The sequence below is a fragment of the Delftia sp. WSY_12 genome, assembly GCF_043104645.1.
GTDB classification, from domain to species: Bacteria; Pseudomonadota; Gammaproteobacteria; order Burkholderiales; family Burkholderiaceae_C; genus Comamonas; species Comamonas tsuruhatensis.
Genome location: NZ_JBICKW010000034.1, coordinates 1 through 14,368, shown reverse-complemented (window position 1 = coordinate 14,368; position 14,368 = coordinate 1). Strand labels below are relative to the sequence as shown.

Below are 14,368 nucleotides of genomic sequence, written 5' to 3'. Positions count from 1 at the left end.
AACCTGCGTTGGGCACGATGCGGGGTGTGCCGCAGAACTCGCTTTGCGCTTCGCGCGCCGCTCAGACAACTGCGGCAAGTCAGATGACGAAGCAAGCCTGTCCTTCGGCAGGCTTGCCACCCCGCATCGCGCCCAACGCAGGCGTGGGCAGAGGGGGGACGGCCGGGGGACGGGCCATCGCTTCGCTCGGCCTGGGGTTTTGGGGGGTGGGTCATGAGCCAGCTTTCCAATCTCTCGGCGCCGTTCATCTTCCGGCCCATTGCCACCATGCTGATGACCATCGGCCTGGCGCTGGCGGGGGCGGTGTCGTATTTCCTGCTGCCGGTGGCGCCGCTGCCGCAGGTGGACTATCCGACGATTTCGGTGTCGGCCAGCCTGCCGGGTGCAAGCCCCGACACCATGGCGGCCACGGTGGCGACGCCGCTGGAGCGGGCGCTGGGGGCGATTGCGGGGGTCAATGAGATCACGTCCAGCTCCAGCCTGGGCAGTACGCGCATCACGCTGCAGTTCGATCTGTCGCGCACGGTGGACAGCGCGGCGCGCGATGTGCAGGCCGCCATCAATGCGGCGCGCACGCTGCTGCCTTCGGGTATGCCGGGCAATCCGACGTATCGCAAGGTGAATCCGGCCGATGCGCCGATCATGATCCTGGCGCTGACGTCCAGCGCCCTGACGCGCGGGCAGATGTATGACGCGGCGTCCACCGTGCTGGCGCAGAAGCTCTCGCAGGTGGAGGGCGTGGGCCAGGCGTCCATCAGCGGCGGGGCGCTGCCGGCCGTGCGCGTGGAGCTGGACCCGGTGAAGCTGGCGGCCAATGGCGTGTCGCTGGACCAGGTGCGTACCGCCATTTCGGCCACGAATGCCAACCGGCCGCTGGGCGCGGTGGAGCGCGAGGACCATTATTGGCAGGTGACCGCCAATGACCAGGCGCGCGTGGCGGCCGACTATGCGCCGCTGGTGCTGCGCTGGAGCAATGGCAATGCGATCCGGCTGCAGGACGTGGCCGATGTCACGGATTCGGTGCAGGACGTGCGCAACTACGGCGTGGCCAACGGCAAGCCCGCCATCCTGCTGCAGATCTTCAAGCAGCCGGACGCCAACATCCTGGAGGCCGTGGCGCGCGTGCGCTCTTTGCTGCCGCAGCTCAAGGCGTCCATTCCCGAGGCCATCGATCTGACCATCGTGTCCGACCGCACGCCCACGCTGCGTGCCTCGGTGGTGGAGGTGGAGCGGGCGCTGTTGATCGCCGTGGCGCTGGTGATCCTGGTGGTGTTCCTGTTCCTGCGCAATGGCCGGGCCACGCTGATTCCGGCCGTGGCCGTGCCGGTGTCGCTGGCGGGCACGTTCGGCGTGATGTACCTGGCCGGCTATACGCTGGACAACCTGTCGCTGATGGCGCTGACGGTGGCCACGGGCTTTGTGGTGGACGATGCCATCGTGGTGCTGGAGAACGTGATGCGCCACATGGAGCGCGGCAAGACCGCGCTGCGCGCGGCGCTGGACGGGGCGCGCGAGATCGGGTTCACCGTGGTGTCCATGAGCCTGTCGCTGATCGCGGTGTTCGTGCCCATCCTGTTCATGGGCGGCATCGTGGGGCGGTTCTTCCGCGAGTTCGCGGTGGTGATGTCGGCGGCCATTCTGATCTCGATGGTGGTGTCGCTGACCACCACGCCCATGATGTGCGCGGCGCTGCTGCGCCCGCAGCGTGTCGCTCAACCGGGCCGGCCGCGCAACGGCCTGCAGCGCGCCTGGGACCGCTTCGGCGCCTGGGTGGGCCGGGCCGAGCGGCGTGCCATGTCCGGCTACCGCGCAAGCCTGGCCTGGTGCCTGCGCCACCAGCCGCTGGTGCTGCTGGTGCTGGCCGGCGTGGTGGCGCTGAACGTGCACCTGTACATGGCCATCGACAAGGGTTTCATGCCCAGCCAGGACACGGGCCGCGTGATGGGCTTCATCCGGGCCGACCAGTCCACCTCCTACCAGGCCATGGAGCAGCGGCTCAAGCGCTTCCTGTCCATCGTGCAGGAAGACCCGGCCGTGGAGTACGTGACGGGCTTCACGGGCGGCGGGCAGCGCAATGCGGCCAACATGTTCATGTCGCTCAAGCCGCTGGCCGAGCGCAAGGTGTCTTCCGACGAGGTGATCAACCGCCTGCGCGACAAGCTCAAGAACGAGCCCGGCGCGAGGCTGTTCATGGTCACGCAAAGCGATATCCGCATCGGCGGGCGGCAAAGCTCGGGCTCGTACGACTACACGCTGCAGGCCGACGACATCCAGGACCTGCGCACCTGGGAGCCGCGCATCCGCCAGGTGCTTTCGCAACTGCCCCAGCTCACGGACGTGAACAGCGATGTGTCCGACTTCGGCCTGCAGACCTCGCTGGTGATCGACCGCGACGCGGCCACGCGCCTGGGGCTGACGGTGGCGCAGATCGACGGCACGCTCAACAACGCCTTCGGCCAGCGCCAGGTGGGCGTGATCTACAACCCGCTCAACCAGTACCGCGTGGTGATGGAGGCCGCGCCCCGCTACCTGCAAAGCCCCGAGACACTGCGCGGCTTCTTCTTCGTGAACAACCAGGGCGTGCAGGTGCCGCTGACCTCGTTTGCGCGCATCACCACCACCAACACGCCGCTGGCCGTGAACCACGACCGGGGCACGCCGGCCAGCACCATCAGCTTCAGCCTGGCCGAGGGCGTGGCGCTGTCGGACGCCAGTGATGCCATTCGCGCGGCCGTGGCCGATCTGGGCGTGCCCGTGTCGGTGCGCGGCAGCTTCAGCGGCACGGCGGGGGCCTTCCAGCAGGCGCTGTCGGGGCAGCCGCTGCTGATCCTGGCGGCCATCATCACCATCTACCTGGTGCTGGGCGTGCTCTATGAAAGCCTGGTGCATCCGCTGACCATCCTGTCCACGCTGCCCTCGGCCGGCGTGGGCGCGCTGATGGCGCTGATGCTGTTCAAGACGGAGTTCTCGCTGATCGCGCTGATCGGGGTGATTTTGCTGATCGGCATCGTCAAGAAGAACGCCATCATGATGATCGACTTCGCGCTGGAGCGGCAGCGCGCCGGCCATGCCACGGCTGCCCAGGCCATCTACCGTGCCTGCGAGCTGCGGCTGCGCCCCATCCTCATGACCAGCCTGGCGGCCATCTGCGGCGCGCTGCCGCTGGCCCTGGGCCGGGGCGATGGCGCCGAGCTGCGCCAGCCGCTGGGCATTGCCATCGTGGGCGGCCTGATGCTGAGCCAGCTGCTCACGCTCTACACCACGCCCGTGGTCTATGTGCTGCTGGACAGGCTGCGCCAGCGTGCCTTGGGCCTGCGTGGCCGCGTGCAGGGCAAGGACCGTGGCACCCCTGTGCCAGCCGCATCACCCCAGTGAACCGAATCCGAAAGCCCAAGCTGATGCAGTTCAAGACACTTCACTCCCCGGCGATCTGGCTGGCCGCCGCGCTGCTGGCCGGCTGCTCCACGCAGAGCGCCTACCAGCGCCCCGCACTCGAGGTGCCGGCCCAGTTCAAGGAAGCCACGCCCGAGGCGGCCGAGGCCGGCATCTGGCGGCCCGCGGACCCGTCGCGCGCGCAAGTGCCCGACAACTGGTGGGAGCTGTTCGGCGACGAGCAGCTCAACCGCCTGCAGCAGCAGGCCGCCACCGGCAACCAGAGCATTGCCCAGGCCGCCGCGCGCCTGCGTGCCGCGCAGGCGGCCGTGGCCAGCAGCCAGGCCGGGCTGTTCCCCACGCTGGGCAGCACGGCCGGCGCCACGCGCTCGCGCAGCGGCGGGGCCTCCGGTGCATCAGGCACGGGCGGCAACACCGGCAGTAGCGGCAGTAGCGGCAACATCTCGACCAACTATTCGCTGGGCCTGAACGCCAGCTGGGAACTGGACCTGTGGGGCCGCGTGTCGGGCACGGTCAGCGCCAGCCAGGCCAGCGCCCAGGCCAGCAGCGACGACCTGGCCGCCGCGCGCCTGTCGGCCCAGGCATCGATCACGCAGACCTATTTCTCGCTGCGCGCGGCCGATGCCAGCGTGCGGCTGCTGCAGGAAACACTGCAGAGCTACGAGCAAAGCCTCAAGCTCACCAACAACCGCTACCGCGCGGGCGTGGCCTCGTCGGCCGATGTGGCCCAGGCCGAGGCGCAGTACAAAAGCACCCAGGCCCAGCTCATCGAGGCGCAGACCAGCCGCGCCCAGCTGGAGCACGCCCTGGCCGCGCTGCTGGGCCTGCCGCCTGCCGCCTTCAGCCTGGAGGCCGGCGCCGAGCTGCCGCCGCCGCCCGAGGTGCCGGCCATGCTGTCGTCCCAACTGCTGGAGCAGCGCCCCGACATTGCAGCGGCCGAGCGCCGCGTGGCCGCCGCCAACGCCCAGGTGGGCGTGGCGCGCGCGGCCTTCTTCCCGGCGCTCACGCTGTCGGCCACGGCCGGCTACCGGGGTGCATCGCTGTCCAACCTGGTGAGTGCGCCCAACCTGTTCTGGTCGCTGGGCCCGTCGCTGGCGCTGGCGCTGTTCGACGGCGGCGCGCGCACGGCGGCCGTGGAGTCGGCGCGTGCCTCGCTGGACCTGGCCGCCGCCACCTACCGCCAGACCGTGCTCACGGCGTTGCAGGAGGTGGAGGACAACCTGGTCACCGCATCCGCCCTGGCGCGCGAGCAGCAGGTGCAGATCGAGGCCGTGGCCGCCGCGCAGAAGGCGCTGGATGTCGTCAACAACCAGTACCGCGCGGGCACGGTGGCCTATCTGAATGTGCTCAGCGCCCAGACCACGGTGCTGTCGGCGCGGCGCAGCCTGATCGATGTGCGCAACCGGCGGCTGGCCGCCGTCAACACCTTGCTCAAGAACGTGGCCGGGCGGTGGCAGCCGCTGGGACCGGCCTCCGTGCAGGGGCCGCAGGCTGTCGCGCGCTGATGTTCAGTCCTGCAGCTCGAAGGCCTGGCGCAATGCTTCGCCGAAGGCCGCGCTGCCGCTGATGGACAGGTTCACCGTGGTGCGGCCATCCCCGGCCGCCACGGATTGCAGGCGCGCCGTGGCTGCGTCAAAGCGCCAGGCCAGCGGCTGGGCGCTGTCGTCCTGGGCCTGCAGCTCGTAGTCCCAGTCGCCGCCTTCCTCGATGGGGCCGCGCCGGCCCTTGAAGCGGCGGTGCGCCCAGGCCAGCAATTGCTCCACCTCGGCCGCCAGCGCCGGCACGCGCGTGGCGGACACGCTGGCCATGGCGTCCCAGCAGCCCGTGCCTTCGTCGTCTTCGCTGTAGTCGAAATCCAGATAGTCGAGGGTCATGGTGGCGGTCCGCATGCGTAGTGCGTGGTTGGAAAAGGGAAAGCCCGGCATTGTGCCGCGTGCACAATCGCCCGCATCGCAGAACCGGAAAGACATTCAGATGGACACCGCACAGCAATCGATGGCGCCGCCGATGGTGAGCGCGCAGTCCCTGCGCTTCGGGCAGCCGGGCCTGCTGCTGTGGGATGGCGCCTCGCACGACTGGCCCGTGGGCCTGTGCCTGGTGCGCGGCGGCGAGGGCTGCGGCAAGACCAGCCTGCTGCAAATGCTGGCCGGCCAGTTGCCCTTGCAGGGCGGGCGCCTGGCGTATCCGCAGCAGCCGGACCCGTCGCAGCGCCCCGCGCTGTTCTGGCGCGACCCGCGCGCCGAACTGTCGAATGCCGAGCGCGCCCGGCCCGCGCAGGAATGGGTGCAGGACCAGCGGCAGTTGCACCCGGCCTGGAGCGAGGCGGCCTGGCAGGTCCATGCCGACGGCCTGGGCCTGGAGCCCCACCTGCACAAGCCCCTGCTGGCCCTGTCCACGGGCAGCCTGCGCAAGCTGTGGATGGCGGCGGGCTGGGCCAGCGGCGTGCCGCTGCTGCTGATCGACGAGCCACTGGCCGCGCTGGACCGGGGATCGATCGACCATGTGCAGCGCACGCTGGCGGGGCTCAACCGTGCCGGCCAGCAATCGGCCCCCGTGGCCGGGCACGGGCCGCGCTGCGTGATCGTCGCCCACTGGGACGAGATGCAGGGCGTGGCCTGGGACGACGTGCTGGACCTGCTCGATCAGCCGCCGCTGCGCTGACGGAGCCGGCGTCTACATCGCCACCTACATCGCCACCTACATCGCCTTGAACCGCTGCGCGTAGAGGCGGCTCACGGCCAGTTTTTCCCCTCGCTCGCGCAGCTGCAGCCACAGCCGGCCGGCCTCGTCGCGCTGGGCATTGGCAATGGCTGCCGCACGCACCACCGTGCCGCGGTGCACCTGCCAGAATTCCTCCGCATCCAGCCGGGGCAGCAGCTCCTTGAGCGGCGTGCGCACCAGGTATTCATGCGAGGCCGTGAGCACGCGCACGTACTTGTCGGCGGCCTCGAAGTAGACGACGTCGTGCACGGGCACCATCTGGATCTGCGTGCCCACGCCGGCCTGGATCATCTGCAGCGGCGGCTCGGTGGCGGTGGCGGCGGGGGCCGTGGCACCGGCCAGGTGCCGCAATTGCTCCAGCGCCTGCGCCAGGGCAGCGCCAGCCGGGGCCACCGTGCGCTGGGCCAGCAACTCGCGCAGGCGCTGCACGCTGCGCGCCAGCCGCTCGGGCTGCACGGGCTTGAGCAGGTAGTCCACCGCCTGGGCCTCGAAGGCGTCCATGGCGTACTGGTCATAGGCGGTCACGAAGACGAGGATGGGAAATGGCTGCGCCTCTGGCCAGGCGTCGGCCAGCTCGGCGGCGGCCTCCAGGCCGCTCTGGCCCGGCATGCGGATGTCGAAGAACAGTACGTCCGGCTGCAGCGCCAGCGCCTGCCGGGCGGCACTCAGGCCGTCGCCCACCATGGCGGCAATCTGCAGCTCGGGCCAGGCGCGGGCCAGGGCCTGGCGCAGGTCCTCGGCCAGCAGGGGTTCGTCTTCGGCGATCAGGGCGCGGGGGGAGTGGGTCATTTCAGTCTTCTATTTCACTTGCGCATTGCCGACAGCGTATGAAACTGGCGCGGCCCAACTCAGGGACACCGAGGAAGGGCCGCCCCGCACCGAGGGTGTCGTCCCCCCCGCGAAGCGAGAGGGGGAAGGCGCGAAGCGACTCAGGGGGTGCATTTGAGGGTGATTCTGGCCAGAGTGCCGCCTTCGGGCAGGGCGGCCAGTTCGAAGTGCGCGGCGTCGCCGTAGCGGCTGGCCAGGCGCTCGCGCAGCTGGGCCGTGCCGAAGCGGCTGCCGGGCAGGGCGGGCGCTCCGCTGTCCAGGCCCATGCCGTTGTCGGCCACGGTCAGCTCCAGCTGGCCACCGGCGGTGCGGCGCGCGCGCACGGCGATATGCCCGCCTTCCAGCTTGGGCTCCAGTCCGTGGCGTATGCAGTTTTCCACCAGGGGCTGCAGCAGCAGCGGCGGCACGGGCACCTGGGCCAGGTCTTCGGGCAGGTCCAGCGTGTACTGCAGGCGCGGGCCCATGCGGATGGACATCAGCGCCAGGTAGTCGCGCAGGCGTGCGAACTCTTCGCCCAGCGCATGCTCGGTGCTGCGCGAGCCGCCCAGCGTGGCGCGCAGGTAGGCGATCAGATGGTCCAGCATGGCCTGGGCGCGCTGCGGGTCGCTGGCCACCAGCACGCGCAGGTTGGCCAGGGTGTTGAACAGCATGTGCGGCTCCAGCTGGGCCTGCAGCAGGGTGAGTTTGGCCTCGGCCGCCTGGCGTCGGGCCTGCTCGGCCTGCATCTGCAGGTGGCGCGAGTAGCCCAGCAGGAAGAAGGCCAGCGACATCACCGTGCTGGCGACGATGGTGACGGCCAGCGGTATCCACAGCCGGTGCATCAGGGCCGTGCTGGCGTCGGGATCGGCCCACTGCCTGTAGGCCGTGCCGATCAGCGACCCGATCACGAACCCCGTCACGATGCCGGCCACCACCAGCGCGGCGCCGCGCCAGCCGCCGGGCCAGGGAATGTCCTGGCCCCGCGTCAGGCGCCAGCGGCCCAGTTCGATGGTGAGCCAGCTGGTCAGGCCGATCGACAGCGAATAGATGAGGTTCACGTCCCAGCGGCCATGGTTGCTCAGGCTGAATGCGGCGGCAATCAGGGCGCAGGCCGAGGTCGTTGCGATGCCGTGGCGCAGCAGCGTGGTCCGTTCCACGATGTGGCCCTGTGCGGCCCGCTGGGATGGGGCGTTGGATGCGAGGTCGGGCATGGAGAGCAATCGTAGTCCCATGGCGTCGTTCAGCGGGCGCGGTCCTGGCGTGACTGCAGCGCCTGCCGCTCACGCTCCACCATGCGCCCGTGCCAGCCGTTGCCCGGCAGGGCCAGCCAGACCACGGCCCCGTGGATGGCCAGCCCCAGGCCCCAGCCCAGGGCCGGGAAGATGGCCCAGTGCCTGCCCTGGGACAGCGACAGCGCCGCCAGCCCGAGGTTGACCAGCACATAGACGCTGGCGTGGATCATCCAGCCCATCTTGGCGCCTGCGCGGCGGCGCGCCATGCGCTCCAGGGCATCGTCGTCGTGGCGGGCAGAGGGATCGAGGGGATCAAGGGGATCGAGGGTGCGCATGGGAAGTTCTCCATCAGGGAAAGGAAAGCGGCGTCAGGCCAGGCCCAGCTGCTGCCACAGCAGGTCGCCCAGGTAGCGGCCGGGCAGCAGGGTGAACAGGCCCGCCACGACGCAGGCGCCGATGTAGACGCTGCGCATGATCTTGCGGTGGCCGGCGATGTTGCCGTGGTACAGGTGCCAGAACGAGCGGCCCAGGCCGGCAAAGGTCAGCGGCACCAGCAGGTGGACGGGCGTGTAGCCGGCCCAGTTGGGCAGACGGTAGTCGCGGATGAAGCAGGCGGACACCGCCGCGCAGACCATGAGCGTGACGAAGGCGTAGCCGGCCGCGCGGTGCAGGCGGGGATGGACGGTGGCCTGGCGGCGTGCCAGCAAGGCGATGGCACCCGTGGCCGTGGCCCCGAGGGCGGCGCTCATGTGGATGGCGATCAGCGGTGTCATTTGCATGGCGGTGTCCTGGCGTGCGGCCCGGGTTGGTGGGCCTGTATGGGACAGGACTGTCGCTGCCGGACGCGGGCCGGGCCAGCGCCATGCGACGGACGGGCGCCGGCAGGGTGCCAGATGCATCGGGGCGCCGCGAGCTGCAGGGATCTCCGTGGTCGTTGGAAGATTGCGGCTATGGGGAGTGCGCACAAACTATTGCGAAGAGCCTTTGAATTCAATCACTTGGAGGATTGCTTCGATGCAACAGATTGAGAAAATTCATAGCAGCGCCCTAACGTGGTTGGTAAGCTAACGGATTCTGTAAATCATTCTCAGTATCATCCTCATGCCCTCCATCCGCCCGATTTCCCTGGCCGTTCTCTGCCTGTGCAGCCAGCAGGCCCTGATTGCCCAGACCCGGGGCGGCGACCCCGTGCTGGAGGCCGTGACGGTGGAGGCCAGTGCCGACGCATCGGCCCAGGGCCTGTCCAAGCCCTTTGCAGGCGGCCAGGTGGCCACGGGCGCGCGCAACGGCGTGCTGGGCACGCTGGACTGGAAGAACTCCTCGTTCTCCACCACCAGCTACACGCAGCAGCTGATCGAAGACACCCAGTCCAAGAGCGTGGGCGATGTGCTGCTCAACGACCCGGGCGTGCGCCAGGCGCGCGGCTTCGGCAACTTCCAGGAGCTGTATGTGCTGCGCGGCTTCCCGGTGTACTCGGACGACATCGCCTACAACGGCCTGTACGGCCTGCTGCCGCGCCAGTACATCGCCTCGGAGTTCTTCGAGCGCGTGGAGGTGCTGCGCGGCGCCAATGCCTTCCTCAATGGCGCAGCACCGGGCGGCAGCGGCATTGGCGGCACCATCAGCCTGCTGCCCAAGCGCGCCGGCAACGATGCGCTGACGCGCGTGGGCGCCGGCATCCAGACGGGCGGCCAGGCCTTTGTCTCCACCGACATCTCGCGCCGCTTCGGCCCTGACCAGAGCACCGGCATCCGCCTGAACGCCGTGCGCCGCGACGGCGGCACGGGCGTGGATGGCGAAGACCGCTCGCTCACCGCCCTGGGCGTGGGCCTGGACTGGCGCAGCCGCAACGTGCGCCTGTCGGGCGATGTGGGCTACCAGCGCAACAGCTACAACGGCGGCCGCCCCAGCGTGACGCCGGGCAGCTTCATCCCGGCCGTGCCCGACAACAAGACCAACTACGGCCAGAACTGGTCGTACTCCACCGAGCGCGACCTGTTCGCCACGCTGCGCGCCGAATGGGACATCAACGACACCACCACGGCCTGGGCCGCAGGCGGCCTGCGCCGCGGCAAGGAAGACAACTCCCTGAGCGGCGTGACCGTGAGCAATGCGGCCGGCGACACCACGGGCACGCGCTTCGACAACAAGCGCAAGGACAGCGTGGGCACGGGCGAGGTCGGCATACGCACGCGCCTGGCCACGGGCAGCGTGGGCCACGAGCTGGTGGCCACGGCCAGCACCTACTCGGCCACCGAGCGCAATGCCTGGGGCATGGGCTTTGGCGTGGTCAACAACATCTACAACCCCTGGAGCAGCGCACGCCCCGCCATGACGCTGTTCGGCGGCAATCTGGCCGATCCCACGCGTGCGGGCGAAACCCAACTCAACAGCTTTGCCATCGGCGACACGCTGACGATGCTGGACGAGCGCCTGCGCCTGACCGTGGGCGTGCGCCGCCAGAGCATCGAGCAAAGCAGCTACGACTACAACACGGGCGCGCAGACCGACAACTACAAGAAGTCGGCCACCACGCCCATGCTGGGCCTGGTGTTCAAGACCAGCGAGAACACCTCGGTCTACGCCAACTACATCGAAGGCCTGACCAAGGGCGCCGTGGCGCCGCAGACGGCCAACGACCTGCCCGTGTCCAACGGAGGCCAGGTGTTCGCGCCCTACAAGTCGCGCCAGAAGGAAATCGGCTTCAAGTGGCAGGGCCAGCAGCTGGGCGCCACGGTGGCGCTGTACACCACGGACATGCCTTCGGCCTATGTGGCCAACCAGGTCTTCGGCCAGTACGGCAAGCAGCGCAACAGCGGCCTGGAGGCCACGGTCTTCGGCGAACCCGTCAAGGGCCTGCGCGTGCTGGGCGGCGTGACCTTCAGCGAGGCCAAGATCCGCGAAGCCGCCGATGCCACCACCATCGGCAACTACGCCATCGGCGTGCCCAAGCGCCTGCTCAACCTGGGCGTGGACTGGGATGTGCCCGGCGTCTCGGGCCTGGCCCTCAATGCGCGCGTGATGCACACCTCCAGCCAGTACGCCAACGGCGCCAACACGCTGAAGGTGGCCTCCTGGACGCGCACCGACATCGGCGCGCGTTATCTCATGGACATCGGCAACAACCGCCTGCTGACCCTGCGCGCGCGCATCGACAACCTGTTCGACAAGGGCTACTGGTCGTCGGTGGGCGGCTACCCGGGCGCCAACTACCTGGTGCAGTCCATGCCGCGCACCTTCTCGCTGAGCGCATCGGTGGACTTCTGAGCCGGAGCGATCTGAAGCATGCGCGCGTTGTGGACGGTGGTGCACCGCTGGATTGGCCTGGTGCTGGCCGGTTTCCTCACCATGGCCGGCCTCACCGGGGCCGTGCTGTCCTGGGACCATGAAATCGACGAATGGCTCAACGCCGACATGCTGGAGACCCCGGCACGCGGCCCGCTGAAGACCCCGCTGGAGCTGGCCGCCGCCGTGCAGGCCAGCGAGCCGCGCGCCGAGATCAGCTACATGACCCTGGGCCTGGTCGAGGGCGAGGCCGCCATGTTCATGGTGCGCCCCCGGCCCGACCCGGCCACGGGCCAGGCGCCTGCGCTGGGCTATGACACGGTCTTCGTCGACCCGGTCAGCGGCCACATCACCGGCCAGCGCAACGGGCGCAGCTTTGCGCTCAGCCAGCGCAACCTCATGCCCTGGCTGCGCCACCTGCACGAAAGCCTGCTGGCCCCGCGCTTTTGGGGCACGGACCGCTGGGGCTACTGGTTCATGGGCAGCCTGGCCCTGCTGTGGGTGGCCGACAGCTTTGTCGCGCTGCTGCTGACCTTTCCCGTCAAGCTCAGGAAAAGCGCCCCGCGCCTGACGGCGGCCGTGGGATCGTGGTGGCGGCGCTGGCTGCCCTCATGGCGCGTGCGCTGGGGCGGCGGCGCCTACAAGCTCAACTTCGATCTGCACCGCGCGGGCGGCCTGTGGGTCTGGGCCGTCATCGTCATCGTGGCCTTCACCTCGTTCTCGCTGAACCTGTACCGCGAAGTCTTCTACCCGGTGATGAGCACCGTCTCCACCACCACGCCCGGCCCCTACGAAACCCTCAAGCCCGCGCCACAGGGCACGCTCCTCGAGCCCAAGGTCTCGTTCGCCCAGGCCATCGCCATCGCCCAGAGCGAGGCCAAGCGCCTGGGCTTCGCCCAGCCCGCAGGCGGCATCTGGTGGGGCGGCGACTTCCCGTTCTACAACATCTCCTTCTTCGACCCGCACGACGAAACCGGCGCCATGGGCATGGGCCTGTCCAACATCTACGTCAGCTCGGACAACGGCGAAGTCCTGGGCACCTACCGCCCCTGGCACGGCACGGCCGCCGACGTCTTCGTCCAGCTGCAGCTGCCCCTGCACAGCGGCCGCATCCTCGGCACCCCCGGCCGCGTGCTCATGTCCTTCGTCGGCGTGCTCGTCGCCGTCCTGTCGATCACCGGCGTCATCATCTGGTGGCGCAAGCGAAGGGCCAGGAAGATGACCCCCTGAGCGGCTGCGCCGCTTCCCCCTTCCCGCTTCGCGGAGGGGGACGCAGCCCTCACTGCGGGGCGGCCCTTGCTCGGCTGCCCGCGCTTGAGCCCTGCGAGTTTGAACGGCTGTCGGTAGTACACAGCTCCATTGATAGCCAAATCAGAAAACTATCCGCCCAAACAGCAAAGCCACCGAAAACGGTGGCTTCAATGAAGGCTTGCTGCAGAAATAGGGCGCAGCCTCCAAATCTGGCGCGGCCCGACACCAGAGACGCCGAGCAAGAGCCGCCTCGCGGCGAGGGCGTCGTCCCCCTCCCCCGCGAAGCGGGTAGAGAGGGGGAAGCGGCGTCAGCCGCTCAGGGGGAGCTTCAGTCCTTCTTCAAGCATTCACTCATGAACGCCTTGCGCTCGTCGCCCTTCTTGCCGGTGGCGTCGGCATTGCAGGTCTTCATGCGTTCCTGCTGGCGCTTCTTGCCGTCGGACAGGCAGGACTTCATGAACTCCTTGCGCTCGTCGCCCTTCTTGCCGGCGGCTTCGGTGTTGCAGGTGCCCATCAGCTTTTGCTGGGCCGTGGGGGCCTTGTCTCCGGCGGCCATGCCGATGCTGCAGGCCAGGGAGACAACTGCCAGAACAACGATTTTTTTCATGATGGAATGGTTTTGAAGGCGCGCCGAAATCCAGCGCCCCCACATTGCAGCACAGCGCCGGGCGCACAGCAACGTCGCGCGCCGGCCGTTGTAAAAGTTTGCGATTGCCGCCGGCGGGCCGGCAGGCGTCCATCGTCAGGCCATGGCCAGCGCAGATAATGGCGCACTTTTGCATTGCGACAGGACGCTTGCCGTGGACATTCTTTTGCTGGTCAAGGCCGCCATCATGGGCATCGTGGAAGGGCTGACGGAGTTCCTTCCCATCTCCTCCACCGGCCACCTCATCCTGGCCGGTTCGCTGCTGGGCTTCGACGATGCCAAGGCCAAGGTCTTCGACATCGCCATCCAGACCGGCGCCATCTTCGCCGTGGTGCTGGTGTACTGGCAGAAGATCCGCTCCACCGTGGTCGACCTGCCCACCAGCGGCCAGGCGCAGCGGCTCACGCTGAACGTCATCATCGGCTTTCTGCCGGCCGTGGTGCTGGCGCTGATCTTCGGCAAGTTCATCAAGGCGCACCTGTTCACGCCCACCGTGGTGGCCACCACCTTCATCCTGGGCGGCTTCGTCATCCTGTGGGCCGAACGTCGGCCCGCCTCGGCCATGCGCGTGCAGACCGTGGACGAGATGACACCGCTCGATGCCCTCAAGGTCGGCCTGGTGCAATGCCTGGCCATGATTCCCGGCACCAGCCGCAGCGGCGCCACCATCATCGGCGGCATGCTGATGGGCCTGTCGCGCAAGGCGGCCACCGACTTTTCGTTCTTCCTGGCCATTCCCACGCTGATCGGCGCCGGCGTCTACAGCCTCTACAAGGAGCGCGCTCTGCTGTCGGTGGCCGACATCCCCATGTTCGCCGTGGGCCTGGTGTTCTCCTTCATCAGCGCCTGGCTGTGCGTGCGCTGGCTGCTGCGCTACATCTCCACCAACAGCTTCGTACCGTTTGCCTGGTACCGCATCGCCTTCGGCATCATCGTGCTGGTGACGGCCTTCACCGGGGTCGTGTCCTGGAGCGAGGCCTGACAGCCTGCGCCGCCCATGCAAAAAGCCACCCCAAGGGTGGCTTTTTTTGTC

Annotated in this window: 12 protein-coding genes; 6 read left to right on the top strand and 6 right to left on the bottom strand. The window is 68.8% G+C overall.

The annotated features are described in order from the left end of the window. Nucleotides 1-213 precede the first annotated feature (213 nt). Together ACF8LI_RS20310 and ACF8LI_RS20305 are read left to right on the top strand one after the other, a co-directional pair. Complete coding sequence (locus ACF8LI_RS20310; RefSeq protein ID WP_392412746.1) at nucleotides 214-3,375, top strand: multidrug efflux RND transporter permease subunit; 3,162 nt, start codon at nucleotides 214-216, stop codon at nucleotides 3,373-3,375. Nucleotides 3,376-3,398: 23 nt separating this feature from the next. Continuing rightward, nucleotides 3,399-4,898 (top strand): efflux transporter outer membrane subunit, encoded by a 1,500-nt coding sequence (locus ACF8LI_RS20305; RefSeq protein WP_043781200.1) that lies wholly within the window; start codon nucleotides 3,399-3,401, stop codon nucleotides 4,896-4,898. Nucleotides 4,899-4,901: 3 nt separating this feature from the next. On the opposite strand, the gene ACF8LI_RS20300 is transcribed toward ACF8LI_RS20305, so the two are convergent. Continuing rightward, entirely contained in the window at nucleotides 4,902-5,267 is a 366-nt protein-coding gene (locus ACF8LI_RS20300; RefSeq protein WP_392412745.1) for a hypothetical protein, read from the bottom strand. Between the two features lie 13 nt (nucleotides 5,268-5,280). On the opposite strand from ACF8LI_RS20300, the gene ACF8LI_RS20295 reads away from it, so the two are divergent. Next, entirely contained in the window at nucleotides 5,281-6,054 is a 774-nt protein-coding gene (locus tag ACF8LI_RS20295; RefSeq protein WP_392412744.1) for an ATP-binding cassette domain-containing protein, read from the top strand. A gap of 36 nt (nucleotides 6,055-6,090) precedes the next feature. On the opposite strand, the gene ACF8LI_RS20290 is transcribed toward ACF8LI_RS20295, so the two are convergent. The 4 genes from ACF8LI_RS20290 to ACF8LI_RS20275 all read right to left on the bottom strand — a co-directional run bounded on the left by ACF8LI_RS20290 (nucleotide 6,091) and on the right by ACF8LI_RS20275 (nucleotide 8,932). Continuing rightward, entirely contained in the window at nucleotides 6,091-6,903 is an 813-nt protein-coding gene (locus ACF8LI_RS20290) for a LytR/AlgR family response regulator transcription factor (RefSeq protein WP_392412742.1), read from the bottom strand. Between the two features lie 140 nt (nucleotides 6,904-7,043). Continuing rightward, a complete protein-coding gene (locus tag ACF8LI_RS20285; protein ID WP_373807395.1) occupies nucleotides 7,044-8,132 on the bottom strand; it encodes a sensor histidine kinase in 1,089 nt (362 codons plus the stop codon). A gap of 29 nt (nucleotides 8,133-8,161) precedes the next feature. Then, complete coding sequence (locus ACF8LI_RS20280; protein ID WP_199135264.1) at nucleotides 8,162-8,488, bottom strand: 2TM domain-containing protein; 327 nt, start codon at nucleotides 8,486-8,488, stop codon at nucleotides 8,162-8,164. A 33-nt stretch (nucleotides 8,489-8,521) separates the two neighbouring features. Further along, on the bottom strand, nucleotides 8,522-8,932 hold the full coding sequence (locus ACF8LI_RS20275) for a DUF2306 domain-containing protein (RefSeq protein WP_034391329.1): 411 nt from the start codon (nucleotides 8,930-8,932) through the stop codon (nucleotides 8,522-8,524). Nucleotides 8,933-9,254: 322 nt separating this feature from the next. Here ACF8LI_RS20275 and ACF8LI_RS20270 point away from each other — a divergent pair, with 322 nt between their 5' ends. Together ACF8LI_RS20270 and ACF8LI_RS20265 are read left to right on the top strand one after the other, a co-directional pair. Continuing rightward, nucleotides 9,255-11,420: a TonB-dependent siderophore receptor gene (locus tag ACF8LI_RS20270; protein WP_013803595.1), complete on the top strand. Its 2,166-nt coding sequence runs from the start codon at nucleotides 9,255-9,257 to the stop codon at nucleotides 11,418-11,420. Between the two features lie 18 nt (nucleotides 11,421-11,438). Further along, entirely contained in the window at nucleotides 11,439-12,668 is a 1,230-nt protein-coding gene (locus ACF8LI_RS20265; RefSeq protein ID WP_392412739.1) for a PepSY-associated TM helix domain-containing protein, read from the top strand. Between the two features lie 349 nt (nucleotides 12,669-13,017). Here the strand turns inward: ACF8LI_RS20265 and ACF8LI_RS20260 are convergent, their stop codons facing one another. Then, nucleotides 13,018-13,296 carry a PsiF family protein gene (locus ACF8LI_RS20260; protein ID WP_016454694.1) on the bottom strand — a complete coding sequence of 93 codons (279 nt, stop codon included), beginning with the start codon at nucleotides 13,294-13,296 and terminating at the stop codon, nucleotides 13,018-13,020. Between the two features lie 193 nt (nucleotides 13,297-13,489). Here ACF8LI_RS20260 and ACF8LI_RS20255 point away from each other — a divergent pair, with 193 nt between their 5' ends. Then, nucleotides 13,490-14,317: an undecaprenyl-diphosphate phosphatase gene (locus ACF8LI_RS20255; RefSeq protein ID WP_392412737.1), complete on the top strand. Its 828-nt coding sequence runs from the start codon at nucleotides 13,490-13,492 to the stop codon at nucleotides 14,315-14,317. The last annotated feature ends 51 nt before the right edge of the window (nucleotides 14,318-14,368 follow it).